A 25,556-nucleotide genomic window follows, 5' to 3' on the forward strand; every position below is an offset into this window, starting at 1 on the left:
GGGGGTCCTTAATTTTAAGTGTCCTAGCACGCTTTAGCGTGCTAGGGGTAAAGTTAATGCACCAAACTTTTTTGGCTTTTGCGTTCCAAGCCTTGCACTTCCATTTTCAGCAATTCTGTAGATGGATCTTCAGGACATTGGTCGATAAAATAATTAATATCTTCTAAGGCTGCTTGGTAGCAATCCATACTTGCTAACACCATACCTCGATCACGAATCTCGTATGGATCCTCCGGGCTAAAGGCTAGGCGGTATTCAATTAAGCGTAGCGTTTCTTCGTATTTTCCTTCTCGGGTGAGTGCCATTTTAAACACGGTTTCGATGCGTTCTAATAACTCGGTCATATTCGCTCGTTTTAAAAGATCGGGAGTGACTTCAGAGCCAAAGCCTAATTCGCCCTCTAGCCATTTATTTAGCATTTCAATTGTTAAAAATTCGCCGTTCCAAGGGTTGATAAAACGAACTTTGGTTGCTCCGTTCGGTTGACGGATTTCAGCTCGTAAAATCAGCTGGGTTGGGAAATTTACCGGATAGAGTGGTAAATCTAACACTGAGGCTAAATAAAGCACAATTGAACCCAGTGACACAGGCATTCCACGTTTTTTGCGGATTACTTGATTTAACAATAAATTTTCCGTATGGAAATAATCTTCATAATAGCAGCTGAAGCCCCACTCTTGATAAACTAAAGTCAGAAGTTGATTAATACGCTCTTCATCTGTTTCGCCATTGACATTATAACGAGCTTTTTTTACTAAGGCAGACATCTGCCCAAACACTTGCTGCTCGCGTACATTACTATCAATAAGTGTAGTGAGTCGCAAAATTTCACGATAAAGATATTTTTTTAATTCCACTTCACTAATCGTAATTTTTGGTTCTTCCAGCTCTCTTAATAATTCTTGAATAATATCGTCCATTTCCTGCCTTTTATTCTTTTAAAACTGCTTTAGTCACTCTGTCATTACCGCCATAATCTTGTAATGTTTCAAGGGCTTCCCACAGGGTTAAATTAAATAAATTTCGTACCATTTCAGCTTGTTGCCAACCATGTTCCAACATTAATGCCCCTTGTGGCTTTAAGTGAAGCGGTGCATTTTCGATAATTTTTTGCAAATCGCTCAAGCCATTGTTATCGGCAACTAATGCGGTTAAAGGTTCAAAACGCACATCGCCAACTGTTAAATTTTCATCATTTTCATCAATATAGGGTGGATTCGACAAAATCAAGTCAAACTGCTGATTTTTAATCGCAGAAAACCAATCACTCTGTAAAAATCGGACATTATCAAAGCCAAGAGTTTGGCGATTTTCTTCCGCAAGTTTGACCGCCTCAGGCTGAAAATCCACACCGATAATATCGGCTTTATCGCCTAACTCGCTCGCCATTGCCAACGCAATTGCCCCTGTGCCGGTGCCTAAATCTAAAATTTGCAAGTTTTTTTGTTTTTCTAACCGCTTGTGAGCCCAATCTAATGCTAATTCCACCAAACGCTCGGTATCAGGTCGGGGAATAAGTGTTGCGGAGGACACTTTCAACGGCAACGACCAAAATTCCCGTTCGCCCAAAATATACGCCATTGGTTCACCGTTTGCACGTCTTGCTAAGTATTCGGCAAGTTGTTTTAGCTCATTTTCGGTTAAGATAGTTTCGCTAAACGCAAAAATTGCTGATTTTGTGCGTTTTGTAACCGCTTGTAGGAGCAAATTTGCATCGAATTTGGCATCTAAAAAAGGGTTGTTTTCGGCATTTTCAAGCAATGTTTGTTCAGCAAAGGTGAGCCATTCTGCGTAAGTTTTGGGGAAAATATTTACTGCATAAAACCGTTCACAAACTACTTCAAAGTGTTCATCAATCTCCTTGTCAAGTTCCCCTTTAAAAAAATCGCGGTGGGCAATTTTCCAAGATTGATAGTCGCCTTCTCCTTCGGCAAGGGCAAACTCTTCTGTGACTTCATTAAAGCGTTCAATGAAGACTTCCTCCAGTTGAATACACACGACAGCTTGATTTTGGCTGTCTAATACAATGTGTTTTTCACCTTTTTGTGGAAGCGGTTGATTTTCTAACGCATAAAAGCAATAACCTGAACAAGTTGCAGTCTTTCTACCCGCAACCACGAGATTGGCTAAGGTATTAGGTTTTATGCCAAATTGCCATTGATAAGAGAAATTAGGTTCCATATTAATATATGCTAAAAAATCGATCTATTCTCAATTTAGAATAGTAAATTATAAAACCCCTACACAATTCCCTGAACGTACAGTTTCAGCAACTTTCTGTTCGATGCTAAATGCTTTGGTCGTAAAGTTACTTACGGCAAGGCTTACTTTGGTTTTTCCTGCTTTTTTTGTTTGTTGGTTTAATGCATCAAAATATTGTTGCTCTAAACTTTGTAACTCTTGGTTTGCTTGTAAATTAGCTTGAACTTCATCCGCGTGAGCACGAGAAACTTTGCTTTGGGTAAAGTTATAAGTTAAGGTGTTATCTGCAAATTTCCAGCTGCCTGAACGCTCAAGAGCATAGTTAAAGATTGGGTTTTCAGCAGGGAGCGTTACATTTCCAAGATAGTTCGCTTTGCCATCTTTGCCTAATTTCACTTTATTGGTTGTTGCCGCAACGCCATTCATCGCACATTCCCACTCTCCAACAAAATGCTCGGTAGTTGGTGTAATGACTTCGTTTTTTACCGCAGGGCTTGAGTTAATAAAGCTGTTACAAGCAGCAAGTAGAGTAGTCGTTATGGCTAATAATATTTTTTTCATATTGAAATTCCTCTTTATGTAGTCCACAAGCGGTCAAATTTTACAAAAATTATGCAAAATCTGACCGCTTGTAATTTAATTTTGATCCGACAATGCTGCTAACTGATCTGCTTGATATTCAGTAATAATCGGCTGGATTAATTCATCAATTTTACCGTTCATTACTTCATCTAAACGGTAAACCGTCAGGTTGATACGGTGGTCGGTTACACGTCCTTGCGGATAGTTATAGGTGCGGATTTTATCCGAGCGGTCGCCCGAGCCGAGTAAGTTACGGCGGGTGTCAGCCTGTTCTGCCGCTTGGCGTTCTTGTTCCACTTGCACGATGCGAGAAGCAAGCACTGCCATCGCCTTAGCTTTATTTTTGTGTTGCGAACGTTCGTCTTGGCACTCCACCACAATTCCGGTTGGAATATGGGTAATACGCACAGCAGAGTCAGTGGTATTAACGTGCTGACCGCCTGCACCCGATGAGCGGTAAGTATCAATACGCAGATCAGACGGATTAATTTCCGGCATTTCGCTTTCCGGCAGTTCCGGCATTACCGCAACCGTACAGGCTGAGGTGTGAATACGCCCTTGTGATTCGGTTTTCGGCACACGTTGCACACGATGACCGCCCGATTCAAATTTAAGCTGTCCGTAAACACCTTCGCCGCTGATTTTGACGATAATCTCTTTGTATCCGCCTTGTTCGCTTTCGTTTGCGGACATTTCCTCAATTCTCCAGCGTTTACTTTCAGCATAGCGGCTGTACATACGATATAAATCGCCAGCAAAAATTCCCGCTTCATCGCCACCTGTACCGGCACGGATTTCTAAGAAGGCATTGTATTCATCGTTCGGATCTTTCGGCAGCAATAAAATTTGTAAATGTTGTTCAAGGTTCTCAATTTCAGCTTTGTTTTCAGCAATTTCTTCCGCTGCCATATCTTTCATATCTGGATCATCAAGCAGTAATTGAGCTTCTTCGATATCGTTATTGAGTTTTTTCCAGCGATTGAAAGTGCCGACCACTTCTTCTAATTGGGAATATTCTTTGGAATAGGCACGGAATTTTTCTTGATCGGCAATGACCGACGCATCACCTAAAAGTGCCTGTAATTCTTCGTGGCGTTCACTTAAACTTTCTAATTTATTAATGATGGAATCTTTCATTTTTTAAAGCTGTTCTCGTTTGTTTTGAAATAAGGTAAATAACCGCAGATTATAGCGGATTTTCGGCTGAAAATCTTGTTTAATTCGCCAGCCAATTTTGCAAAATTTGAAGCCCATATTCGGTGATAAAGGATTCAGGGTGGAATTGCACACCATAAATCGGCAAATTCCGATGTTTGAACGCCATCAACACATTTTGGTCGCAAACAGCGGTGGCAACAAGCGGTGTATTTTCCAAAGAATTTTGCAAAATGCCCCAAGAATGGTACAAGCCCACCTGAAATTGGGCGGGTAAGCCGTTGAAAATCGGGTTCTGCTCAATTTGGCTTAAGGTGCGTTGTTGCCCGTGTCGGACATTTTGCAGGTTATACAAAGTGCCACCAAAAAATTCGCAAATTGTTTGATGCCCCAAGCACACGCCTAAAATAGACTTGCTTTGATGATAGCGTTCCAACATCGTAAAGGTTTTTGGGTAAGCCCTCGGTACGTCAGGACCGGGCGAAATCAAAATATGGCTGAATTGTTCCACTTCGTCTAGGTTTAGCTCTTCCACCAATACCACTTTGGTTGGAATATGGATTTTGCGAAGTAAATCCACCAAGTTGAATGTAAAAGAGTCGTGATTGTCGATGATAAGTAATTTTTTGTTCATTTTGTTTTATGTAATTTTTTTCAAATCTCCCCTAGCCCCTCTTTGTCTAAAGAGGGGGACTAGATCGCTATAAATATTTAACCCATCTTTCTTCTATCACTAAATAGCCAGATAAAGCTTATTTACTAGATGAGGCGAGATTTGACTATTCTTCCAATAATTCCCTAGACACCATTTCTAGTTTTATCGTGTCTGCTTCGTTTTCCAACAATTCCACCTGCGGCATTATTTGGCTGGCTTTACTGGAAAGATGTTGAAAACGTTCCACTTTGCCGATTAAGCCTTGTCGCCCAACGAGTGAGGTAACTGTTTGATTATATTGATTATTGGCTGTGTTCAGCGTATTGCCTAATTTCGCTAAACGATCGGCCACCGCACACACTTGGTTATAAATTTCACCCGCTTTTTCGCTGATTTCCCGAGCTTCCGTATTCCCTCTCTCAATTCGCCATAAGTTCGCCACAGTGCGTAAAATCGGCATTAGCGTGGTGTAGGAAACCAAAATCACGTTGCGTTCGTAGCCAAAGTTAAAGAGTTGCGGATCGTGTTTCATCGCTTCAATATATGCCGGCTCAATCGGCACAAACATCAGCACAAAATCAGGGCTTTTTACACCTAACAGGGCACTATAATTTTTCTTGGAAAGTCCCTCGATATGATTTCTCAATGAACGGCAATGTTCGTCTAACGCTTGGGAAATTGCAAAATTTTCTTCGGATCTGACCGCTTGATCGTACGCCACTAACGACACTTTGCTGTCAATAATCAGATGTTTTTGGTCGGGTAGATGTACGACAAAATCGGGGGCGAAACGTCGCCCTTCTTCATCTCGAAAACTCTCTTGTGCCTGATAATGCTCACCTGCCAATAAGCCGGCGGATTGCAACGCACTTTCCAGTTGCACTTCACCCCAGTTGCCGGCAATTTTATTGTTACCTTTTAAGGCGGTGGCAAGGTTTTGTGCCTCTTCTGACATCGATACGCCAATTTGCAGCACACGTTTGATTTCTGCCTCTAAATTCGCCGAGCCTTTGAGCGATTCACTATGCACCTCATTCACTCGTTTTTGAAAGCCTTCAATTTGTTCTTTAAACGGCTTGAGTAGGGCTTCAAGCGAGCTTTGATTGGTTTCGCTAAATCGCTTACTTTTTTCGTCCAAAATTTGTTGTGCCAAATTTTGGAATTCTATATTCAGCTGTTGTTTAACTTCCACAAAATTGCGTTGTTGCTGCTCAAAATTCGCCTGTTTTTCGCATAAAGTGGTGCGTAATTCGGTCAGCTCGTTTTGTACCTCGTTTAATCGCCCAAATAACGACTGATTTTCCTGCTCTTTATGAGAAAGCGAACTTTGGCTAAATTGCAATTGTTCTTCCAAACTTTCGGCTTTCGCTTGTGCCGAACCAATGCGTTCTTTCAGTTCATTAATATAGCGTTCCAGCTGGTTTTCTTGTTGCTCGGCAAGCTCGATTTTTTGTTGAAAACGTTGTAGCTGAGCATCTCTTTCACTCAAGCGTTCGCTTACGGCTTCATATTTCGTTTGTTGTTGTACCGCCCACTGTTCCAGCTGATGTTTTTCTTGGGCTAAAACCTCATACTTTTGTTGAATTTGCTCGGATTTTGCGGTGATTATGTCGAGATCTTGGTTTAATTCATAAGCATCTCGCTGATAACGTGATTTCAAGAAAAATAGATAAATCCCTATTATCACGCAAATTGCAAGAGCGATATAAAGCCAAATTTCATCAATATTAAGTGATGTGTTCATCGGTAAAACCTTTTTCAAAAAATGCTTTTCAAAACTATTACTTTGCATTATAACAGAGCTTTCCAATATTAAGCATTTCAGTTTTATGCAAGATTTTATAGACAAAGCCAATCAATATGGGCGAGCGAAACGTCCTTTTTTCTTCTTAATTGATTTTGAGCAGGAAAAGCCGCTTATTTTTCCGCTCGAAGAGGCTCATACAAGCGGTCTTTTTTTTGAGTTTTTTTGCAAATCGAATTCAGAAAAAACCTTTGAAAAAGTGGCTAAATCTTTTGAATTTTTAGTAAATCCAATTACTTTTGCTGAATATCAAGCAGGCTTTGAATTAGTTAAGAAAGAAATTCAAGCCGGTAATAGCTATTTGCTGAATTTAAGCTATCCAACAGCCATTGAAACCAATTATTCATTAGCGGAGATTTTTACAAGTAGCAAGGCAAAATATAAATGTTATCTGCAAGATCAATTTGTCTGCTTCTCGCCTGAATGCTTTGTGCGAATTGAGCAGAACCGCATTTTTTCTTACCCGATGAAAGGAACGATTAATGCGAGCGAAGAAAATGCTGAGCAGAAATTAATGGATTCTGAAAAAGAGTTTACCGAACATAATACTATTGTAGATTTGATCCGGAACGATCTCGCCTTAGTTGCTAAAAATATTGAGGTTACAAAATATCGTTATGCGGAGAAGGTACACACCCATCGCGGGGCGATTTTGCAGACAAGTTCCGAGATCTGTGGTGAACTTGCTGAAAATTGGCAAGAAAATATAGGAGCAATTTTAGCTGCTTTATTACCAGCCGGCTCAATTAGTGGAGCGCCAAAAGAGAAAACGGTTTCCATTATTCAGCAGGCAGAACGAGGCAAGCGTGGGTACTACACGGGTATTTTCGGCTATTTTGACGGCGAAAGTTTAGAAAGTGCGGTGGCAATTCGTTACATTGAGCAAACCGAAAACGGTTTAGTGTTTCGCAGTGGCGGCGGTATTACCTCACAAAGCGTGTTGGAACAGGAATATAACGAAATTTTAGAGAAAGTCTATGTGCCGATTTCCGCTGTTTGAAACCCTCTCGATTATTGACGGGCAGATTCAAAATTTGCCCTATCATCAACAACGCTTTGAGCAAGCGGTCAGCGCCTTTTTCGGACGTAAGCCAACTTTTTCGTTAGCCCAAATTTTGCATATTCCAACAGAATTTCAACACGGGAAAATACGTTGCCGTATTGATTACAACGCCGAGCAGTTTGAGGTGAAATTTTTTCCTTATGACCCGAAACAGATTCAACAATTCCGCTGTGTGGAAGTGGAAAATTGGGACTACAGCTTGAAATACAGCGATCGCAAGCGGTTTGATTTGCTCAATATTTTGCAAAATGAAGAGGTGATTATTATCAACAATGGTAATGTAAGCGATTGTTCTATCGGTAATTTGCTCTTCTTGAAGCAAGGTATTTGGTATAGCCCTGCAAATTATTTGCTCAAAGGTACACAGTTAACCCGATTGCTTGAACAACAAAAAGTGGTTTTAACACAAATTAAAAAAGCCGATTTGCCACTTTATGAAAAGGTGATGCTGATTAATGCCTTAAATCCGTTTGATGAAGAAAGGGCATTGGCAATTTCTCAAATTGATTTTTGTGATGTAGATCGAAATTCGTAAAAAAAGTGCTTGAAACTGTATAAATAAACACTATAATAATGCGCAGTTATTTTTGGCGGCTTAGGGCTGCTTTAACCCAATAATCGTATAAAGGATAAATTATGGCGGTAGATAAAAAAAACCAAAAGAATGCGGCAGTAAAGCAAACTGATCCGGATCAAAAGGAAAAGGCGTTAGCAGCAGCCTTAGCCCAAATTGAAAAGCAATTTGGTAAAGGATCAATTATGCGCTTGGGTGATACTCAAGCACTGGATATTGAAGCAGTTTCAACCGGTTCTATTGGGTTAGATGCCGCACTTGGCATTGGTGGATTACCGATGGGGCGTATTGTTGAAATTTATGGCCCGGAATCTTCAGGTAAAACCACACTAACGTTATCTGTTGTAGCTGAAGCACAAAAAACGGGAAAAACTTGTGCTTTTATTGATGCAGAACACGCGCTAGATCCTATTTATGCACGTAAATTAGGGGTAGATACTGACGCTTTATTAATTTCTCAGCCGGATAACGGGGAACAAGCCTTGGAAATTTGTGATGCACTAGTACGTTCCGGTGCAGTTGATGTGATTATTGTAGACTCTGTGGCAGCACTTACGCCAAAAGCTGAAATTGAAGGCGATATGGGTGATTCGCACATGGGATTGCAGGCTCGTTTAATGTCTCAAGCATTACGTAAATTAACGGCTAATATTAAAGCAACTAACTGTTTGGTTGTGTTTATCAACCAAATCCGTATGAAAATCGGTGTAATGTTTGGTAACCCTGAAACCACCACAGGCGGTAATGCACTTAAATTCTATGCTTCTGTTCGTTTAGATATCCGCCGCAGCGGTGTGGTAAAAGATGGTGATGAAGTGATTGGTAGTGAAACCAAAGTGAAAGTAGTTAAAAACAAGGTTGCTCCGCCATTCCGCGAAGTCCAATTCGATATTATGTACGGTGAGGGTATCTCGCGTATGAATGAATTATTAATTCTTGCTGAAGCAAATGGTTTTATTAAAAAGGCCGGTGCATGGTTTTCCTATGACGGCGATAAAATCGGTCAAGGTAAAAATAATGCGATTAAATGGCTAAAAGAGCATCCTGAAGTAGCAGAGAAAATTGAGCAGGAAATTCGTGCTTCATTAATTAGCTCGCCAAATTTAACTGCAAGTAAATCAGATGCTGAAGACAGTGCAGATATTGATGAAGAATTTAATGACGAAGAACTATAATTAATTAAAATAAGTGCGGTTTCCTCTTAATGTGGAAATCGCATTTTTATTTAGACAATATGACGATATCAGAAACTACAGCTAAAACAAATAAGTATACAGCAGTAAATTATCTGCTATATTTACTTTCCAAACGGGATTATAGCGAGAATGAGCTCAGACAAAAGCTAAAGCAGAAAGAATATTCGCTGGAAGAAATTGATGAAGCACTTGCAAAAGCTCAAGCAAATCGTTGGCAAAGTGATGAACGTTTTTGTGTGACTTTCATTCGTTACCGCTCATCGCAAGGCATTGGACCTCGACGTTTAAAGCAAGAATTAAAGCTAAAAGGTATCAAAGATTGGTTAATCAACCAAGAATTAGAAAATGCAGAGGTTGATTGGTTTGCATTGGCTGAGCAAATTTTTGAGAAAAAACGACCGCTTGAGAGGGATCTCAAAGCCAAGCAAAAAATGTGGCGATTTATGGTTAGCCGAGGTTTTTACAACGATCATTTTAGCCATTTAATGGATATTGATTACAATGAATATGAATAAAATTACTTTTTTTAGCCGATTTGAAACAGATATTTTAAGTGGTAAAAAAACCATTACGATTCGAGATAAAGCGGAGTCCTACTTTCGTCCGAATCAAGAGTTAGATGTTTTTACTAATGAAACAGATCGCTTTTTTGCACGTATTAAAGTGCTTTCCGTCACGCCGATTAACTATGATGAACTCAATGAACAGCATGCTTTGCAAGAAAATATGAGCTTGGAACAACTTAAAGAAGTAATTCGAGCAATTTATCCAAACGATAATGAATTTTTTATGATTCACTACCAACTTATTTAAGTTTTTATTGTTTGTGAATGAAAAATATGGCACTTTTTAAATCTACTAAACAGACGGAAAAATGCCCGGAGTGTGGTTCTGCTTTGCAACTGAAACAGGGTAAAAAAGGGCTTTTTTTAGGCTGTTCGTCTTACCCTGAATGCGATTATATTAAACCTTTACATCACGCCAGCCATATTATCAAAGAGTTAGACGAACTTTGCCCCGAATGCGCTGGAAAGCTGCAGTTAAAACAAGGTAACTATGGTATTTTTATTGGTTGTAGCAATTATCCGGAATGTCACTTTATTGTGCAAGAAGAGAGTGAAGTTGAAGAAGAATTAGATTGTCCGGAGTGTAAAACGCATAAATTAGTGGCAAGACGAGGGCGTTTTGGAAAAACATTTTATGGTTGTGCCGGCTTTCCCGAATGTAAATTTACGCTAGCGAGCAAACCGATTAAACAGCAATGTAGCGAATGCGGTTGCGAATTAGCTATTATCAAAAAAGTACGTGGTAAACAAATCTATATTTGCGCTAATAAAGAGTGCTTGCATCAAACAGAAATAAAACCTAATGAATAATTTTTTAGACATTGTTAATCAATTAAAACAAGAAGAAGTTGTTGCTTACCCAACAGAGGCAGTATTTGGTTTAGGCTGCAATCCGCAAAGTGAAAAAGCGGTTCGAAAATTACTGCAGCTTAAACAACGCCCGGAGGAAAAAGGGCTTATTTTACTGGCTTCTAACTTAAGTTATTTATTACCTTACATTGATGAGAGCAAAATGAATGAATCTGCTTGGCAGCAATTAGTTCAGGTTGGGGAGCAAGCGATAACTTGGGTTGTGCCGGCAAAGGAAAGTGTGCCGGCTTATTTACGAGGAAAATTTGATTCTATTGCAGTACGCCTATGCAATCTTCCTGCAGTTGTTGAATTATGTGAAGCAACCGGTTTTGCACTCACTTCTACCAGTGCTAATTTGAGCGGACTTCCTCCATGTAGAACGGCTTTAGAGGTAAAAAAGCAATTTGGTGATGCGTTTCCGGTATTAAATGCCCCAACTTTTGAAAGAGAAAACCCCTCTGAAATTCGAGATATATTTAGCCAACAGATTTTTAGACAAGGATAACCAATGAACCAATATGCTGTATGGGGGAACCCGATTGCACAGAGTAAATCGCCTCGTATTCATCAATTATTTGGCTTACAAACCAAAAAAAATATCGAATATTTAGCGAAATTGGGCGATGAAATTGAGTTTGAGCAACAGCTAAAAGTATTTTTTGCTCAAGGTGCGAAAGGTTGCAACATTACTGCACCTTTTAAAGAACGAGCCTTTAAATTAGCTGATGAACATAGTGAAAGCTGCCTATTAGCTGAGGCGTGTAATACCTTAAAACGATTAGAAGATGGTCGATTATATGCTGATAATACCGATGGAGAAGGTTTAGCATCAGATTTGGAGCGACTAGGTTGGTTACAATCAGGGCAGAAAACCTTAATACTAGGCGCAGGTGGGGCGACTAAAGGGGTGTTATTACCGCTACTCAAAGCCGGCTTAGATATCACACTTTATAATCGAACCCATGATAAAGCGGTTATTTTAGTCGAAAAATTTGCAAAATTTGGCAAAATTCAGACCGCTTGTTTTGAGCAGCTAGAAAACCAAACGTTTGACTTAATTATTAATGCGACTTCACTTGGTTTACAGGGAGGATTTGTGGAGTTACCGCCTGCTTTACTCACTTCGGCGAAAATTTATGATATGCAATATGCGCTAGATATGTGGACTCCTTTCCTCAATTATGCTAGAAGCTGTGGTGCTACACAGTGCCAAGACGGTTTAGGGATGTTAGTCGGGCAGGCAGCTTTTGCGTTTGCGTTATGGGAGGATAAATTCCCTGATGTTGAACCGGTTCTTACGCAACTAAAAGATGAAATGCAAACTGGAAAATAACCAAAGATAACTTATTATTTTATAAACAAAAAATGTTAGATTTACATCAAAATGATGAATATCTACTCAAGCGAATCAAAAAATCATTTTTTTTTGAAAAAGTATTTGACGAGAAGCTCTAAAATCAGCATAATGCACACCGTTGACCGATATGGTGAACGCAAATGGCTACATAGCTCAGCTGGTTAGAGCACAACACTCATAATGTTGGGGTCGCAAGTTCGAATCTCGCTGTAGCCACCATTGCGGGACTGGCGAAATTGGTAGACGCACCAGATTTAGGTTCTGGCGCCGCGAGGTGTGTGGGTTCAAGTCCCTCGTCCCGCACCATTTATCGATTAACAAAATTAGTGTTGGGGTATCGCCAAGCGGTAAGGCACCGGGTTTTGATCTCGGCATCCCTAGGTTCGAATCCTAGTACCCCAGCCACTTAATTTTCAACTTTTCAAGTCTTAATCACAAGCTAACGTTAAGTTAGTTTTTTTCTTTTGGGGTATCGCCAAGCGGTAAGGCACCGGGTTTTGATCTCGGCATCCCTAGGTTCGAATCCTAGTACCCCAGCCATACTTCTCAAAGATTCTATTTTATTATTAAGTCAGTTTCTTTCTTATTAAAGATTGCTTTATTCTCTGTACGGACCTTATGATTCAAGGCATAATATAGCTAATTATTAATGTCAAAATAAGCAATAAAATGAAAAAATTCGTCGTATTAATTTCAGGAAATGGTTCTAATTTGCAAGCTATTATTGATGCCCAAAAAGCAGGCAAAATAAGCGGTCAAATTTGTGGTGTAATTTGCAATAAAGCTGACGTATATGGTTTGGTTAGGGCAGAGCAAGCCGGTATTCCAACCTTTGTGTTTTCCCGTAAGGATTATGAAAGCAATTTAGCAATGGATTTAGCTATTGCCGAACAAATTGAAAAATTGGGATCGGAATTGATTGTACTCGCCGGCTATATGAAGATTCTCACCCCTGAATTTACGCAGCGTTTTGACGGCAAAATTTTAAATATTCACCCCTCTCTATTACCTAAATATCCGGGCTTAAACACCTATGAGAGAGCACTTGATGCGGGCGAAACTGAACACGGAATGACAATTCATTTTGTGAACGAAGAGGTGGATGCCGGTGCAATCGTATTACAAGCCAAAGTGCCGATTTACCCTGAAGATAGTGTGGAAGAGGTACAGGCGAGAGTGGTGGAGCAAGAACATCGTTACTACCCACTCGTTGTGGAATGGTTTTGTACAAACCGCCTTGTCGCTAAAAACGGCAAAGCTTATTTAGATAGCGATGAGCTACCTTCAAATGGTTATGCTGCGGAGTAATTAAAAATTCTAAATGAATTAACATGCTCTGCCACAAAAACTTTGCAAACTTTCTAACAAGACAGACTGCTTGCACCCAGCTCAAATGCCGCTATCATAACCTTTGTTTTTAACCCTATTTTAGGAAAATTTTTATGTCTAAATTTAAACTTATTTTACTCACTGCAACTGTTGCCGGCTTATTTGGCTGTACGCCGACTGTTCAAAAGAAATCGGCACAGGTAGGGTATTTGAAAGCAAATATCAGCCAGGCGGAATTGAATAATACCGCGAATTACAAACGCTACAATTATTACTGTAACAACCTCACTACGGGCGAAACCTCGTTTTTGGCGACCTATTTTCCGCTATCGCGTGAAAGCCGTAAGCAAGAAAATTTTGGTATTTATTTTCAGCTAGACGGTGGTAAAGCCGAGCCGTTTGATCATCTACAAAATCGCACATTAGGTGGCAATAAGTTTGAAGTGAGCTACCGTTCCTATCAACCGATTGACGGCAGCTATATTGATTTAATCGCCCGCGAGCATAGCTCGACTTACTATCGAAATCTCAACGGCACACAAGTACCTTGGTTGGAGTGCCGTCAGGGCTAACAGCAATGGAGGCTTACCCTCCCTATGCCAACTTCTCAATCCTCCACATTTCCCGTTTCTCACCATCCATTTCAGCCTTAATGCCAAACGCCTTTGCAAGATTTTCAGCGTTTATGACCGCTTGCGTACTGCCGTTAGCGAGTAAATTGCCGTCTTTGAGCAGAATAATTTCATCACAAAAACGGTAGGCAAGCGATAGGTGATGAATGACCACCACACAGGTTTGTTGCGGTGTAAGAGCTTTAAGGCGCTGCATTATGTCAATTTGGTAATAGGGGTCGAGCGCGGCAATCGGCTCATCGGCGAGCAAAATCGAGGCGTTTTTAATGCAACAACGGGCGAGATGTACTCGCGTTTTTTCACCGCCTGAGAGCTGTTGGTAAGGTTTGTCAAGCAGATGCTGAATTGAAAACTTCTCGGCGACTGACCGCACTTTCTCCTGTTCTACCTGTGTCGGAAGTGGTTTTGCCAAGCCTAGGGCAATCACTTCGTAGGCAGAAAGCTGCCACGCCACCGGCAAATTTTGGGCAAGATAAGCGAGTTTTCCGCTCCTCTGTTGAGGGCTAAGTTCGCCGATTTTGCAATTTCCCAGCCAAATTTGACCGCTTGTAGGTGGTAAAATCCCCGCCATCGCTTTTAATAGGCTAGATTTACCCGCCCCGTTTGCCCCTAAAATGCCGATCAGTTTTCCTTGCGGCAGAACGCACGAAAGATTTTTGATGCCATAAGATAACGTGAGATCTTCAATTTTTATCATGATATTTTGTAGGGGAGGGTTTTAACCCTCCTGCTTCTCCAAACATTTATTTGGGAGGGTTACAACCCGCCCTTATGATTTTTAGGATAATTTTCGCTGTTCTGTCAATAAAATCCAAATCAAAAACGGTGCGCCGAGCAAGGCAGTGAGCGTGCCGATGTAGATATTAGAGAAAAACGGCACAAATTGCACCACAAGATCGGCGGTTAGCAACAGCAATGCCCCAATCAATGCATTCGGCAGATAGAGTTGCGACGGCGGCTTTTTCAACCAAAGTCGGGCAAGGTGTGGGGCGATTAAGCCGATAAAACCAATGGTGCCGGTTTGTGGAATAGTTGCCCCGAGCAGTAATGCCACGCCAAGACTGACGAGAAAAGAGCTACGCGGCAAGTTCACGCCCATTGTCGCGGCGGTCTCTTCGCCGAAGGTCAGCACATCAAGGTAGCGTCGGGTGGCATAAAGGCAAGCGATGCCCAGTGCGAGAAACGGCAGCGACATCAGCACCGAATCTAATCTTGCCCAAACCAGCGAGCCTTGTAGCCAGCGGTAAAGCTCCGCCAATGCCCACGGGCTTTCGGCATTGGAAAGCAGGAGCGTAATCGCTGAGCCGAGCAGCAAATTCACCGCCACACCGCTTAAAATCATCATCGTGGTGCCATGATTTTTGGCAATAAACCAGACCAACAAAAAGCTCGCCAACGCCCCCGTCATTCCACCCAACAACAGCCAGCCAAACGGCACGGAAAGGTAATAGAGCATAAACACACTCGCCGCCGTCGCTCCCGCACTACTACCGAGCAAGCCGGGGCTTGCCAGCGGGTTTTGGAATACACCCTGCATCGCATTACCTGCCAACGCCAAACTCGCCCCTGTCAGCACCGCAAGAGCAATGCGCGGCAAGCGGATTTCAAGCAACACCAAAGATCGCATATCGGTTAGCACACCTTCGCTGTTTTTGAGCGAAGCAAAGTCGCTGAGTTGGTAGTTGGCGGCGAAGGCACAAATCAGCACCAATAGCCCTAGCAGAAAGACATTCAGTTTATTCATTTTCCTCTCTCATCTAAAAACATGCAAATTATAGCATAGCCATAAAGTCAAGCTGGAAAATCTGTTTTTGCGATCACAGTCGAGAAAATCGGTTTTGCTCAGTGCCCTGCTTTGCCGCGTTTGTTATATTCCTACAACAGCATTATTTTTGTATTTAAAACCTTACAAATTGGGGGTAGAATGTACGTCATCAAACAGACTGATATTTTTAAGCAATGGCTAAAAGTGCTTAAAGATCCTATCGCTCGGATTATGATCACAAAACGGATTGAGCGAGCTAAACAAGGTAATCTTGGCGACCACAAAATGCTTGGTGGCGGTATATCCGAACTGCGGATTGACAGTGGCAAAGGTTATCGTATTTATTATACGCAAATAGATACCACCATTTATTTTCTATTAAATGGCGGAGATAAAAGCTCACAACAAAATGATATTACCAAAGCAAGGACACTTTTAGACGAAATGAAGAAGTATAGAGGAGAAAACTATGAGTCACTTTCCACTCGAAATGGTTGAAAAATACGGCATCACGGAATTCGATGCCGCAGAATATCTCACCAATGACGAGCTTATCGCACTTTACCTTGCCGAAACCTTGAAAGACGGCACAGACGAGGAGTTTATTCAAGCCTTGAATACGGTAGCACGCGCTAAAGGGATGAATGAGTTGGCAAAAAAAGCGGGGATTGGGCGTGAAAGTTTGTATCAAAGCCTTTCCAGCAGCAAGCCCCGTTTTGAGACGATCCGCAAGATTATTCACGCATTGAATTTGGAATTGTCGGTCGTTAAGGCGTAGAAGTACGATGAAATTGTTGTTCAATCAACTCTGCCCCCTGCCACACACCGTGGTCGAAGCAGTAGGTGTATTTCATCGGAAGTGATACAAGCGGTCGGCTTTTGAAGATTTTTTGCAAAATCGGGTGGTGAAGCCACTCGGCTTGGGCGTTGTAGCTTTTATTGTCGGTGAGTTGAATGAGCTGGTGCGGTTGGCTTTGAATTAGCTTTTCCAAGGAAAAATTCCGTTCTGGAAGTGGAATTTTGACCGGCTCTAACCCGAGCAGCGCCAGCAAAGTTTGGTATTGTGGCTGGTGCATATCCGCCACCCCTGTTTCGGAGAGAATCACGGTTTCGGCAAGCGGTCGTTTTTCGGGAATTTTTTGCAAACGCAGTTTTGCGACTAAGGCTTCCGCTTTAGCTTGATTTTGGGTTAGTTCGCCAAGCTGTAAAATCAGAGCAAACAGCTCTTCTGCCGTTTTCGGGTTATCGTTAAGTGGCACAACCTTAAAACCGAATTCGCTCAAACGCCGAGCAAGCTCAGGGTAGAACAGCGTATTGACGAGAATGGTTTTATCCGCATAGGGCAATAATGCCGGCAGTTCGGGCTTGAGGCGCGGTTTGTCTAAATTCAGCTTATCCAACATCATTTTCGGGTTATTGGAATAGATGGATTGTGCCGCAATTTGCTGCGGTTCGGCAAGTTCCAGCAGCAGGCGGTCGCTACACAAATTGAGCGAGATAAATTGCTCGGCTTGTGCGGTGGCGGTAAGAAAAAGTGCGGTCAGAATTTTGGCTGTTTTTTGCATAGATATTGGGAATGCCCAAAGTAGGGGCGGGTTTTAACCCGCCCGTTTTTAGTTAGAATGAACCTTTTAATCCAACATAGACATTACGCTCTGGCTGACCATAGCCGAGAGTTTGCTCATATTTTTTATTGAATAGGTTATTCAAATTTGCATAAATATTCAGATTTTGGCTTAGTTGGTAGTTTACGCCGACATTTACCACTGTGTAAGCAGGTAGCTTAACGCGAGAGGCGGCGTAAGTTACTTCATCAAAATAAGTATCTACACGTTTACCCACATAAGATAAGCTTACGTTAGAACCTAATTTTTCGCTGATTTGATAGGCTAGACCAAAGTTAGCTGTGTGTTTCGGGCGGCGAATGACTTCAACTCCTTGATTGTCTTTTACTCTAGTAAAAGTATAATTAGCAAAGCTGCTTAGGTTGTCGGTAATTTTGCTGTTATAAGCTGCTTCCGCCCCCTTGATTTTGGTTGTGCCATCAAGATTTGTAGCTTGTGAAACACAGACATTTACTACACAGCTTACAGTTCGGCTGCTGATAAAATTACTCACATTGCGGGCGAAATAGGTTAAATCAAAGCTATGACGTTTATCTGAACTTTCGATTAAAACACCGGCATCGCCACCTTTGCTTTTCTCCGCTTTTAAGTTTGGATTTGCCACATATTTACCGTTCCAACCGTAGTATTCAGTCATTGTTGGGTTTTGAATTGCTGTACCAAAACTTGCGTGTAAGCGGAAATTCGGAGATAGGCGATAAGCTCCTGCAATTCGACCGGTAAAAGCATTTTCATATTGAGAGCTGTCAATATAACGTCCACTTAGGCTAAGACTGTGATCGTCTTCACTAAATAAGCGATATTCAGTTGCCACACTTTTCTCTTTTAAACCTTTTTCTTCACTGTATGAAGATGAGTCATAGTATGATTTTTGGTAATCTGCTAATACACTAACGGCTTGAGTAATATCACCTTCACGGTCAAAATTGATGTCTAATTGATAGTTACCGTTGAATTTTTTCGCATCGTAGCTACCGGCATAAGAGCTGAATGTATCGCTGTCTGTTTTTAAGTGGCTGATACTGAATTTTTGTTTGATAAGTTCTTGAGCCGTGCCTAAATAACTGCTGAGTTTAAACAGTGTTTCACGTGTGCGAGTATAATCATCGAAGGATTTTTCTTCTGCAAGGCTGTTATCAAAATGCGCATTTTGTGAACTATGTGAGCTTAAAAGCTCTACGCCTTTTTTGCCGTCATCATAGCCAAAGCGTAATGAGGCATTATCACGATGGAATTTATCTCGCTCAGTGGCACCACCAGTTTTAATTTTTGTTCTGTTTTCAGCGGTATAGTGGAAAGTATTGGTACTATAGGCTGAAATACCATGAGCGCGGTGGCTATCACCGTGTAAAGCGTAGTAGAAGCCATTTTGGTAGCCCGAAATTGTTGCTGATGCATCATAAGTACCTTGTGAGCCCGTACCTAAATCAAAATCTATATTGAATGGTTTATCTTTATATAAGCCGCTTTTAGTGGTGATGTAAATTACACCGCCCATTGCATCACTTCCCCATAAAGCGGATTGTTCACCACGTAAAACTTCAATACGTTCTATATTACTTAAGCTTAAGCCACCAAAATCAAAACCATAGCCTGTGACAGGATTGACTTTCACTCCATCAATGATGACAGAAGCATGGTTAGCATCGGCACCACGCAATAATACGTTTGTTAATGTACCGCGTCCGCCACTGGCTGTAAGAGTCACCCCCGCTACCGTTTTCAACACATCACTCACATAAGTGGCATTGCGTGCGGCGAAATCTTTTTCGGTTAACACTGTGACACTGGAAGCGGTTTTATCTTGATTGATTGGGGTAGCATAAGCAGAGTAGACCTTCACTTCGTCTAGTTGAGTTGTCTTTGTTTGAGTAAAAGCAAGGTTTGGCAACACGGCAAGTAGTGTTACTGTGATTAAATTTTTGTTCATTTTTAAGTTCCTTAGTGTAATTTGTGGGCATTATACAATAATAAAATCAATATAAAAATCGAGAGTTTATGAAAATTTTTAATAATTAACTTAAAATAATAACATCACTAAAAAGCTTGGGAGTTGTTGTTTTTTTAATTTTGTTTGTTATAGAATCCAACTAATCTTTTTATAGGAATATTAATAAATAACATGGAGCTTGGCTTATGAATTATGCAACACAAATCGATGCATTAAATCAACATATTGCAGATATTAATCATAAAATTAATATCTCTTTTGAGTTTTTTCCGCCTAAAAATGAAAAGATGGAAACGATGCTTTGGGAGTCAATCGATAGATTAAGTCGATTAAATCCGAAGTTTGTTTCAGTAACTTATGGTGCTAATTCAGGCGAGCGTGATAGGACCCATAGTATTGTAAAATCAATTCAAGATAAAACAGGGATTATTTCCGCTCCACATTTAACGGGGATTGATGCCAGCCCGGAAGAATTAAAAGTCATTGCTAAAGATTATTGGGATAGCGGTATTCGCCGTATTGTGGCTTTGCGTGGTGATGTGCCGCAAGGTTACAACAAAGAACTATTTTACGCGTCTGATTTAGTGGCATTATTAAAATCGGTGGCGGATTTTGATATTTCCGTAGCGGCTTATCCGGAAGTTCACCCTGAAGCAAAATCGGCACAGGCTGATTTATTGAATTTAAAACGTAAAATTGATGCGGGTGCAAACCATGTCATTACGCAATTTTTCTTTGATGTAGAGAGTTATTTACGTTTCCGTGATCGTTGCGCTTCTATTGGGATTGATTGTGAAATTGTGCCGGGAATTTTGCCGGTAACGAATTTTAAACAATTACAAAAAATGGCTAAGGTTACCAATGTGAAAATTCCAAGTTGGATGGGGAAAATGTATGAGGGGTTGGATGATGATCAAACCACCCGTAATTTAGTGGCAGCAAGTATTGCAATGGATATGGTGAAAGTGTTGTCTCGTGAAGGGGTGGACGATTTCCATTTCTACACTTTAAATCGTAGTGAGTTAACTTATGCCATTTGCCACACCTTAGGCGTTCGCCCTTAGTCGATATCATTTTAAAAGAAGGAGGTATGGTTTTAGCTAACCATACCTCTTTACATTATGCGTTAAGATGAAGAGTTTTATCAGCCCTTATAACCATTTGGGTTATTTTTTTGCCAATTCCAAGTTTCTTTCATCATTTGTTCCAAGCCACGTTCGGTTTTCCAACCCAGCTCAGTAAGGGCTTTTTGTGGGGCGGAGTAACACACGGCAATATCGCCTGGGCGGCGATCGACAATTTTATATGGAATAGTGATGCCATTCGCTTTTTCAAAGGCTTTTACCATATCCAATACCGAATAACCTGTGCCTGTGCCTAAATTATAAATATGCAAGCCGGCATCATTTTGGTGTTTATCTAAGGCTTTTAAATGACCTAATGCTAAATCGACCACGTGGATATAATCACGTACGCCGGTGCCGTCGTGGGTATCGTAATCACCACCAAAGACAGAAAGCTGTGGCAATTTACCTACAGCTACTTGGCTGATAAACGGCATTAAATTGTTTGGAATACCGTTTGGATCTTCACCAATCAAGCCGCTTTCATGAGCCCCCACCGGGTTGAAGTAGCGTAAAATTACCGCACTTAATTGTGGGAAGGCTTTTACTGTATCTTCAAGTATGCGTTCGACCATGTATTTTGAGGTGCCATAAGGGTTGGTTGTACCGCCAACCGGACAAGATTCGACAATCGGAATCACTTGTGGATCGCCGTAAACAGTTGCAGATGAGCTAAATACAATGGTATTTACATTTGCTTTTAGCATTTCTTCCACTAACACGATAGAACCTGTCACATTATTTTGATAGTAACGCAGTGGTTCACGCACGCTTTCGCCTACCGCTTTTAAGCCGGCAAAGTGGATGACTGATTCAATCTGATTTTCAGCAAAAATTTTGCGTAACATTGCACGATCTAAAATATCGCCTTGATAGAATTTTACGCTTTTGCCGGTAATTTGTTTTACACGTTCAAGTGAAACCTCAGAGGAGTTAGAAAGATTATCTAACACTACAATTTCTCGATTTTCGTTTAACAGTTCAACAACAGTATGTGAACCGATATAGCCTGCACCACCTGTAACTAAAATTGCCATATTCTATTCCTTTGTAAAATTTTCTGGAAAAACGACCGCTTGCATTTTACTCGCTTTGCGCCGATTTCGCTAATATTAATGAGTTGTGAGTTCAATAAACTCTTGCTCACTTAAAATTTGAATGCCTAATTCTTGGGCTTTAGTGAGTTTTGAACCTGCTTTTTCACCCGCAATTAAATAATCGGTTTTACCAGAAACTGAGCCGGAAACTTTGCAGCCCAGACTTTGCAATAAGGCTTTGGCGTCATCACGGGTTAATTGGGTAAGCGTACCTGTCAAAACAACATTTTTATCTTTCAGTGGGTTATCGGCAATTTCCGTTTTCACTACATCTTGCCAATGTACACCTTGAGCGATCAAATCTTCAACCACATCCACATTATGCGGTTCTTGCCAAAAGCTGACAATACGGTTTGCCACCACTTCGCCCACATCTTGTACCTCTTTTAGTTGTTCGAAAGTCGCTTGGCGGATAGCCTCTAAATTGCCGAAATGGTTAGCTAAATTTAATGCGGTTGCCTCACCAACTTCACGAATCCCTAAAGAGAACAAGAAGCGAGGAAGAGTGGTGTTTTTCGCTTTTTCAATGCTGTTTAACGCATTTTGAGCAGATTTCTCGCCCATTCGCTCTAACCGCATTAAGATGGTGTGGTCAAGCTTAAAGAGGTCAGCGGGGGTGTGGATTAACTCACGCTCCATTAATTGTTCAATCAGTTTTTCTCCCACGCCGTCAATATCCATCGCTTTGCGGGAAACGAAATGTTTTAAGGCCTCTTTACGTTGAGCCCCACAGAATAATCCGCCAGTACAGCGGGCGACAGCTTCGCCTTCCACACGCACAACAGCTGAATGACAAATAGGACAAGCGGTCGGAAATTCGATTTTTTCTGCATTTTCCGGACGACGTTCTGCCACCACACCAATAATTTGTGGAATCACATCCCCGGCACGGCGAATAATTACGGTATCACCAATCACAATGCCCAGGCGTTCAATTTCATCGCCATTATGCAAAGTAGCGTTACTGACGGTCACCCCTGCTACAAACACAGGCTCTAATTTGGCGACAGGGGTAATGGCTCCGGTACGCCCGACCTGAAATTCCACATCATTAAGAATGGTCATCTCTTCTTGTGCCGGGAATTTGTAAGCAATTGCCCAACGTGGTGAGCGTGAAATAAAACCAAGTTGTTCTTGCAAGGCAATATCGTTTACTTTTAACACGGTACCGTCAATATCATAGCCGAGTTGTGGGCGTTTTGCTTGAATATCGGCGTAATAATTCAATAATTCGCCTTTACCTTTTGCCAAACGAATTTCCGAATTTACCGGTAAGCCGATGGATTTTAGCCATTGTAGGCGATCGTAATGAGTAGAGGGTAGCTCATCATCACTCTCATAAACGCCGATACTATAAGCATTTAGCACCAAAGGTCGTTGGCTGGTGATTTTCGGATCTAATTGACGTAATGAGCCTGCCGCCGCATTGCGTGGGTTAGCAAAAGTTTTTTCGCCTTTAGCAAGTGCCTTTTCATTTAAGGTATTGAAGCCTGCTTGCGGCATAAAAACTTCGCCACGTACTTCCAAACGAGCAGGCGGATTTTGCAGATTAAGCTTTAACGGAATATTGCGAATAGTACGGATATTCGCTGTGATATCCTCACCTGTTGTGCCGTCTCCACGGGTTGCGGCTCGGGTGAGAATGCCGTTTTCATATAAAATGCTCACTGCTAAGCCATCAAGTTTGGGTTCACAGCAAAACTCCAAGTTACCCGGGTTCTCACTAATATAACTTTCCATACGGCGTAAAAAACCATCTAATTCTTCACCCGCAAAAGCATTATCTAACGATAACATCGGGATTTCATGTGTGATTTGAGCAAAGCCCGATAGCGGTTTTGCACCTACTCTCTGAGTTGGGGAATCTGAGGTGATAAGCTCGGGGTGCTGCCATTCGAGATTTTTCAGCTCATTCATTAAACGGTCGTATTCGGCATCCGGCACGGTTGGGTTATCCAAAACGTGATATTCGTACTCATATTGACGTAGTTTTTGGCGAAGTTGTTCAACTTGCTCTGATACTTCCGTAGTGGCGTTTTCTTCAAAAGAGAAGGCGGTTTGATTGGATAAAGACATTGGTAAAATTCTCTACAAAAAAGACCGCTTGTTACAAGCGGTCGGATTTCTAAACTTTTTTGCAACTCGTTTTGTGATCAGTGCATCACACGCTGCATATAACGCTGGCGGGATTGCTCGTCAAATGGTTGTTGATTGTCATCGTATAAGAATCCGCCGAGTGAGCCGGCTAAATGTTCGGCATTGTTAATCAGTAATTTCATATTAGCGATATCGCTACCCTCAGACGGTAATTGCATAAATAGCACTAAGCCTACAGTTGAGAAATTCGCGATATTGTTTAAATCAAAAGTACCCGGATTCATTAAATTTGCCGCACTGAAAATAGTCGGGCTGAATAAATCATCAATATGCTGATGGCGGTGGAATATCTGGTGTTCACCAAAGCGTAATCCCACTTCTTCCAAATAATGTACCACTAAATCACCGCGGAAAGGCTCATTTTGCGGGGCATAGATATAAAGTGTAACAAATGGATTTTCTTCTTGTATGGTAGCAGGTTCCACAACTTGTTCCTCTGCTGCTACTTTTGGCTCTTCAGGTAAAATTGCAGTGTTAATACTTGGATTAGCAAAATCCGGAGCATTTTGGATATGTTGTTGATTAGAAATTTGCTGACCGTAGGTACTAAATGTTGGCTCTGCATTCACTTGTGGCTCGTTCGGCAAGCTGATTTTGATATTTTGCAGAGAACTTTCCACTTCTTGCTGGATTTGCTGTGGGGTTTCTTCCGGTACAGACATCGCTTGATATTCCTCAGGCTGAGGTTTGAGTGAAGTCGGGATATTAGCTTGAAGCCCTTGATTGGATGGTGGTACCGCAATAGGGCGGGTTGAAAACGTATTAGAGAAAATCGTAGATTTTTCACGACGGGCAGACCATAAGCTAAAGCCGATTAATACTGCAATCAGCACACCAGCAAGAATAAAGAAAATAATATGCAGTTCCATTGTGTCCTCTTTATCAAATAATCAATAAAAATTCATTTTCATGTTTGCGAAAATAATGTGCGTAGCTTACCATATTTCTGTGTAATTTTTGCAAAAAATAAGGAATGATTATGTCTTCATTGTTTTCTAAGCGACAAAACCAAGTTGGATTAGGCTTTCATTATTTTATTTATGGCTGGAGATTGATGCTTCAACGTCAATTTTTACCGTTTGTGATTTTCCCTATTTTAATTAACACTGTTTTAATGGTAGGGTTGATTTGGGCGTTTTTTGCCAATATTGGAGGATTATTGGCAATGCTACTACCGGATTGGTTAGAGTGGCTTAGCTTTATACTTATTCCCTTAATTTTTCTGATGATCTTAGTCGGGTTTTATTTTGCTTTTACCACACTTGCTAATTTTGTTGCAGCCCCTTTTAATGCTTTGTTGGCAGAAAAAGTAGAGTTGCAATTAACAGGTGAACCCTTGGGGGATATGTCATTTATGGCTATGCTAAAAGATGTACCTAGAATGTTAAAGCGAGAGTGGCAAAAAATGATGTATAGCATTCCAAGATTAGTTGCCTTATTCTTGCTTGGTTTTGTGCCGGTTTTAGGGCAAACTATTGTCCCTGTGTTAGCTTTTGTGTTTAGTGCTTGGTTGATTGCTATTCAGTATTGTGACTATCCGTTTGATAACCATAAAATTAGCTTTCAGCGGATGAGAAATGCCTTATCACAATACCGTATCCTTAACTTTACCTTTGGTGCTTTAGTAAGTTTATTTACTATGATTCCATTTGTGAATCTTGTGGTAATGCCTGTTGCGGTATGCGGAGCTGCAGCGTTATGGGTGAAAGAGTACCGTCCGTTTTTTATCCATAATCAAACCGGTGAGTTTAACCAAGCGGATTACACATTTTCGAAAGCGGGTACTACCGCAGTTAGCACAGAAACCCGTTCGGGTGAGGTTAGCCGAGAAGTAAGAAAGGGCGATATAACGGAAAAATAGGAAACGTAA

At 41.2% G+C, this 25,556-nt stretch carries 27 protein-coding genes and 4 tRNA genes; 18 read left to right on the plus strand and 13 right to left on the minus strand.

What is annotated here, in order from left to right; translation table 11 throughout:
- Nucleotides 1-53: 53 nt before the first annotated feature.
- The 6 genes from A6B41_RS02850 to A6B41_RS02875 form a co-directional block, all read right to left on the minus strand.
- A complete protein-coding gene (locus A6B41_RS02850; RefSeq protein ID WP_027075135.1) occupies nucleotides 54-920 on the minus strand; it encodes a SirB1 family protein in 867 nt (288 codons plus the stop codon).
- Between the two features lie 10 nt (nucleotides 921-930).
- Nucleotides 931-2,181, minus strand: a complete 1,251-nt coding sequence (gene prmC / locus A6B41_RS02855; RefSeq protein ID WP_084493786.1) for a peptide chain release factor N(5)-glutamine methyltransferase — start codon at nucleotides 2,179-2,181, stop codon at nucleotides 931-933.
- Between the two features lie 48 nt (nucleotides 2,182-2,229).
- Nucleotides 2,230-2,763: a hypothetical protein gene (locus A6B41_RS02860; RefSeq protein WP_027075137.1), complete on the minus strand. Its 534-nt coding sequence runs from the start codon at nucleotides 2,761-2,763 to the stop codon at nucleotides 2,230-2,232.
- Nucleotides 2,764-2,838: 75 nt separating this feature from the next.
- Nucleotides 2,839-3,921 (minus strand): peptide chain release factor 1, encoded by a 1,083-nt coding sequence (prfA, locus tag A6B41_RS02865; protein ID WP_027075138.1) that lies wholly within the window; start codon nucleotides 3,919-3,921, stop codon nucleotides 2,839-2,841.
- A 79-nt stretch (nucleotides 3,922-4,000) separates the two neighbouring features.
- Nucleotides 4,001-4,573, minus strand: coding sequence for an anthranilate synthase component II (locus A6B41_RS02870; RefSeq protein ID WP_027075139.1), 573 nt, complete (start codon nucleotides 4,571-4,573; stop codon nucleotides 4,001-4,003).
- Between the two features lie 145 nt (nucleotides 4,574-4,718).
- Complete coding sequence (locus tag A6B41_RS02875; RefSeq protein ID WP_027075140.1) at nucleotides 4,719-6,338, minus strand: DNA recombination protein RmuC; 1,620 nt, start codon at nucleotides 6,336-6,338, stop codon at nucleotides 4,719-4,721.
- 85 nt (nucleotides 6,339-6,423) lie between these two features.
- On the opposite strand from A6B41_RS02875, the gene A6B41_RS02880 reads away from it, so the two are divergent.
- The 14 genes from A6B41_RS02880 (at nucleotide 6,424) to A6B41_RS02945 (ending at nucleotide 13,907) form a co-directional block, all read left to right on the plus strand.
- The gene (locus tag A6B41_RS02880) at nucleotides 6,424-7,398 is read left to right on the plus strand and encodes an aminodeoxychorismate synthase component I (RefSeq protein ID WP_027075141.1); all 975 of its coding nucleotides are present in this window, start codon (nucleotides 6,424-6,426) and stop codon (nucleotides 7,396-7,398) included.
- Nucleotides 7,376-7,996 carry an aminotransferase class IV family protein gene (locus A6B41_RS02885; protein ID WP_027075142.1) on the plus strand — a complete coding sequence of 207 codons (621 nt, stop codon included), beginning with the start codon at nucleotides 7,376-7,378 and terminating at the stop codon, nucleotides 7,994-7,996. The genes A6B41_RS02880 and A6B41_RS02885 overlap by 23 nt, the downstream gene beginning before the upstream one ends.
- 101 nt (nucleotides 7,997-8,097) lie before the next feature.
- Nucleotides 8,098-9,210 carry a recombinase RecA gene (gene recA, locus A6B41_RS02890; protein ID WP_027075143.1) on the plus strand — a complete coding sequence of 371 codons (1,113 nt, stop codon included), beginning with the start codon at nucleotides 8,098-8,100 and terminating at the stop codon, nucleotides 9,208-9,210.
- A 59-nt stretch (nucleotides 9,211-9,269) separates the two neighbouring features.
- Entirely contained in the window at nucleotides 9,270-9,746 is a 477-nt protein-coding gene (gene recX / locus A6B41_RS02895; protein WP_050436819.1) for a recombination regulator RecX, read from the plus strand.
- Nucleotides 9,739-10,044, plus strand: a complete 306-nt coding sequence (gene yqfB, locus A6B41_RS02900; RefSeq protein ID WP_027075145.1) for a N(4)-acetylcytidine aminohydrolase — start codon at nucleotides 9,739-9,741, stop codon at nucleotides 10,042-10,044. Before recX ends, yqfB begins: the two co-directional genes overlap by 8 nt.
- Nucleotides 10,045-10,070: 26 nt before the next feature.
- On the plus strand, nucleotides 10,071-10,607 hold the full coding sequence (locus A6B41_RS02905) for a DNA topoisomerase family protein (RefSeq protein WP_027075146.1): 537 nt from the start codon (nucleotides 10,071-10,073) through the stop codon (nucleotides 10,605-10,607).
- Nucleotides 10,600-11,154, plus strand: coding sequence for an L-threonylcarbamoyladenylate synthase type 1 TsaC (gene tsaC, locus A6B41_RS02910; RefSeq protein ID WP_027075147.1), 555 nt, complete (start codon nucleotides 10,600-10,602; stop codon nucleotides 11,152-11,154). The genes A6B41_RS02905 and tsaC overlap by 8 nt, the downstream gene beginning before the upstream one ends.
- A gap of 3 nt (nucleotides 11,155-11,157) precedes the next feature.
- A complete protein-coding gene (gene aroE, locus A6B41_RS02915; protein ID WP_027075148.1) occupies nucleotides 11,158-11,982 on the plus strand; it encodes a shikimate dehydrogenase in 825 nt (274 codons plus the stop codon).
- 166 nt (nucleotides 11,983-12,148) lie between these two features.
- A tRNA-Met gene (locus A6B41_RS02920) sits at nucleotides 12,149-12,225 on the plus strand.
- 2 nt (nucleotides 12,226-12,227) lie between these two features.
- Nucleotides 12,228-12,312, plus strand: a tRNA-Leu gene (locus A6B41_RS02925).
- Between the two features lie 24 nt (nucleotides 12,313-12,336).
- A tRNA-Gln gene (locus tag A6B41_RS02930) sits at nucleotides 12,337-12,411 on the plus strand.
- A 60-nt stretch (nucleotides 12,412-12,471) separates the two neighbouring features.
- Nucleotides 12,472-12,546 (plus strand) — tRNA-Gln (locus A6B41_RS02935).
- 129 nt (nucleotides 12,547-12,675) lie between these two features.
- A complete protein-coding gene (gene purN, locus A6B41_RS02940; protein WP_027075149.1) occupies nucleotides 12,676-13,314 on the plus strand; it encodes a phosphoribosylglycinamide formyltransferase in 639 nt (212 codons plus the stop codon).
- A gap of 134 nt (nucleotides 13,315-13,448) precedes the next feature.
- Nucleotides 13,449-13,907 (plus strand): hypothetical protein, encoded by a 459-nt coding sequence (locus A6B41_RS02945; protein WP_027075150.1) that lies wholly within the window; start codon nucleotides 13,449-13,451, stop codon nucleotides 13,905-13,907.
- Between the two features lie 22 nt (nucleotides 13,908-13,929).
- Here A6B41_RS02945 and A6B41_RS02950 read toward each other — a convergent pair whose 3' ends face one another.
- Both A6B41_RS02950 and A6B41_RS02955 read right to left on the minus strand, forming a co-directional pair.
- Nucleotides 13,930-14,664 carry an ABC transporter ATP-binding protein gene (locus A6B41_RS02950; RefSeq protein WP_027075151.1) on the minus strand — a complete coding sequence of 245 codons (735 nt, stop codon included), beginning with the start codon at nucleotides 14,662-14,664 and terminating at the stop codon, nucleotides 13,930-13,932.
- Between the two features lie 81 nt (nucleotides 14,665-14,745).
- Nucleotides 14,746-15,711 carry a FecCD family ABC transporter permease gene (locus tag A6B41_RS02955; RefSeq protein ID WP_027075152.1) on the minus strand — a complete coding sequence of 322 codons (966 nt, stop codon included), beginning with the start codon at nucleotides 15,709-15,711 and terminating at the stop codon, nucleotides 14,746-14,748.
- 180 nt (nucleotides 15,712-15,891) lie between these two features.
- Between A6B41_RS02955 and A6B41_RS02960 the strand changes: the two genes are divergently transcribed.
- Both A6B41_RS02960 and A6B41_RS02965 read left to right on the plus strand, forming a co-directional pair.
- Nucleotides 15,892-16,230 (plus strand): type II toxin-antitoxin system RelE/ParE family toxin, encoded by a 339-nt coding sequence (locus A6B41_RS02960; protein WP_027075153.1) that lies wholly within the window; start codon nucleotides 15,892-15,894, stop codon nucleotides 16,228-16,230.
- Nucleotides 16,202-16,510 (plus strand): addiction module antidote protein, encoded by a 309-nt coding sequence (locus tag A6B41_RS02965; protein ID WP_027075154.1) that lies wholly within the window; start codon nucleotides 16,202-16,204, stop codon nucleotides 16,508-16,510. The genes A6B41_RS02960 and A6B41_RS02965 overlap by 29 nt, the downstream gene beginning before the upstream one ends.
- Here A6B41_RS02965 and A6B41_RS02970 read toward each other — a convergent pair.
- Nucleotides 16,500-17,297: an ABC transporter substrate-binding protein gene (locus tag A6B41_RS02970; RefSeq protein WP_027075155.1), complete on the minus strand. Its 798-nt coding sequence runs from the start codon at nucleotides 17,295-17,297 to the stop codon at nucleotides 16,500-16,502. The two genes, A6B41_RS02965 and A6B41_RS02970, sit on opposite strands and share 11 nt — an antisense overlap.
- Nucleotides 17,298-17,349: 52 nt before the next feature.
- Entirely contained in the window at nucleotides 17,350-19,287 is a 1,938-nt protein-coding gene (locus A6B41_RS02975) for a TonB-dependent receptor plug domain-containing protein (protein WP_027075156.1), read from the minus strand.
- Between the two features lie 206 nt (nucleotides 19,288-19,493).
- Between A6B41_RS02975 and metF the strand changes: the two genes are divergently transcribed.
- Nucleotides 19,494-20,372: a methylenetetrahydrofolate reductase gene (metF, locus tag A6B41_RS02980; protein WP_027075157.1), complete on the plus strand. Its 879-nt coding sequence runs from the start codon at nucleotides 19,494-19,496 to the stop codon at nucleotides 20,370-20,372.
- Nucleotides 20,373-20,452: 80 nt separating this feature from the next.
- Here the strand turns inward: metF and galE are convergent, their stop codons facing one another.
- The 3 genes from galE to zipA form a co-directional block, all read right to left on the minus strand.
- Complete coding sequence (gene galE, locus A6B41_RS02985) at nucleotides 20,453-21,469, minus strand: UDP-glucose 4-epimerase GalE (RefSeq protein WP_027075158.1); 1,017 nt, start codon at nucleotides 21,467-21,469, stop codon at nucleotides 20,453-20,455.
- A 75-nt stretch (nucleotides 21,470-21,544) separates the two neighbouring features.
- Complete coding sequence (ligA, locus tag A6B41_RS02990; protein ID WP_027075159.1) at nucleotides 21,545-23,605, minus strand: NAD-dependent DNA ligase LigA; 2,061 nt, start codon at nucleotides 23,603-23,605, stop codon at nucleotides 21,545-21,547.
- A gap of 77 nt (nucleotides 23,606-23,682) precedes the next feature.
- A complete protein-coding gene (zipA, locus tag A6B41_RS02995) occupies nucleotides 23,683-24,555 on the minus strand; it encodes a cell division protein ZipA (RefSeq protein ID WP_027075160.1) in 873 nt (290 codons plus the stop codon).
- A 110-nt stretch (nucleotides 24,556-24,665) separates the two neighbouring features.
- On the opposite strand from zipA, the gene cysZ reads away from it, so the two are divergent.
- The gene (gene cysZ, locus A6B41_RS03000; RefSeq protein WP_027075161.1) at nucleotides 24,666-25,547 is read left to right on the plus strand and encodes a sulfate transporter CysZ; all 882 of its coding nucleotides are present in this window, start codon (nucleotides 24,666-24,668) and stop codon (nucleotides 25,545-25,547) included.
- The last annotated feature ends 9 nt before the right edge of the window (nucleotides 25,548-25,556 follow it).

This window comes from Mannheimia granulomatis, from assembly GCF_013377255.1.
Taxonomy (GTDB): domain Bacteria; phylum Pseudomonadota; class Gammaproteobacteria; order Enterobacterales; family Pasteurellaceae; genus Mannheimia; species Mannheimia granulomatis.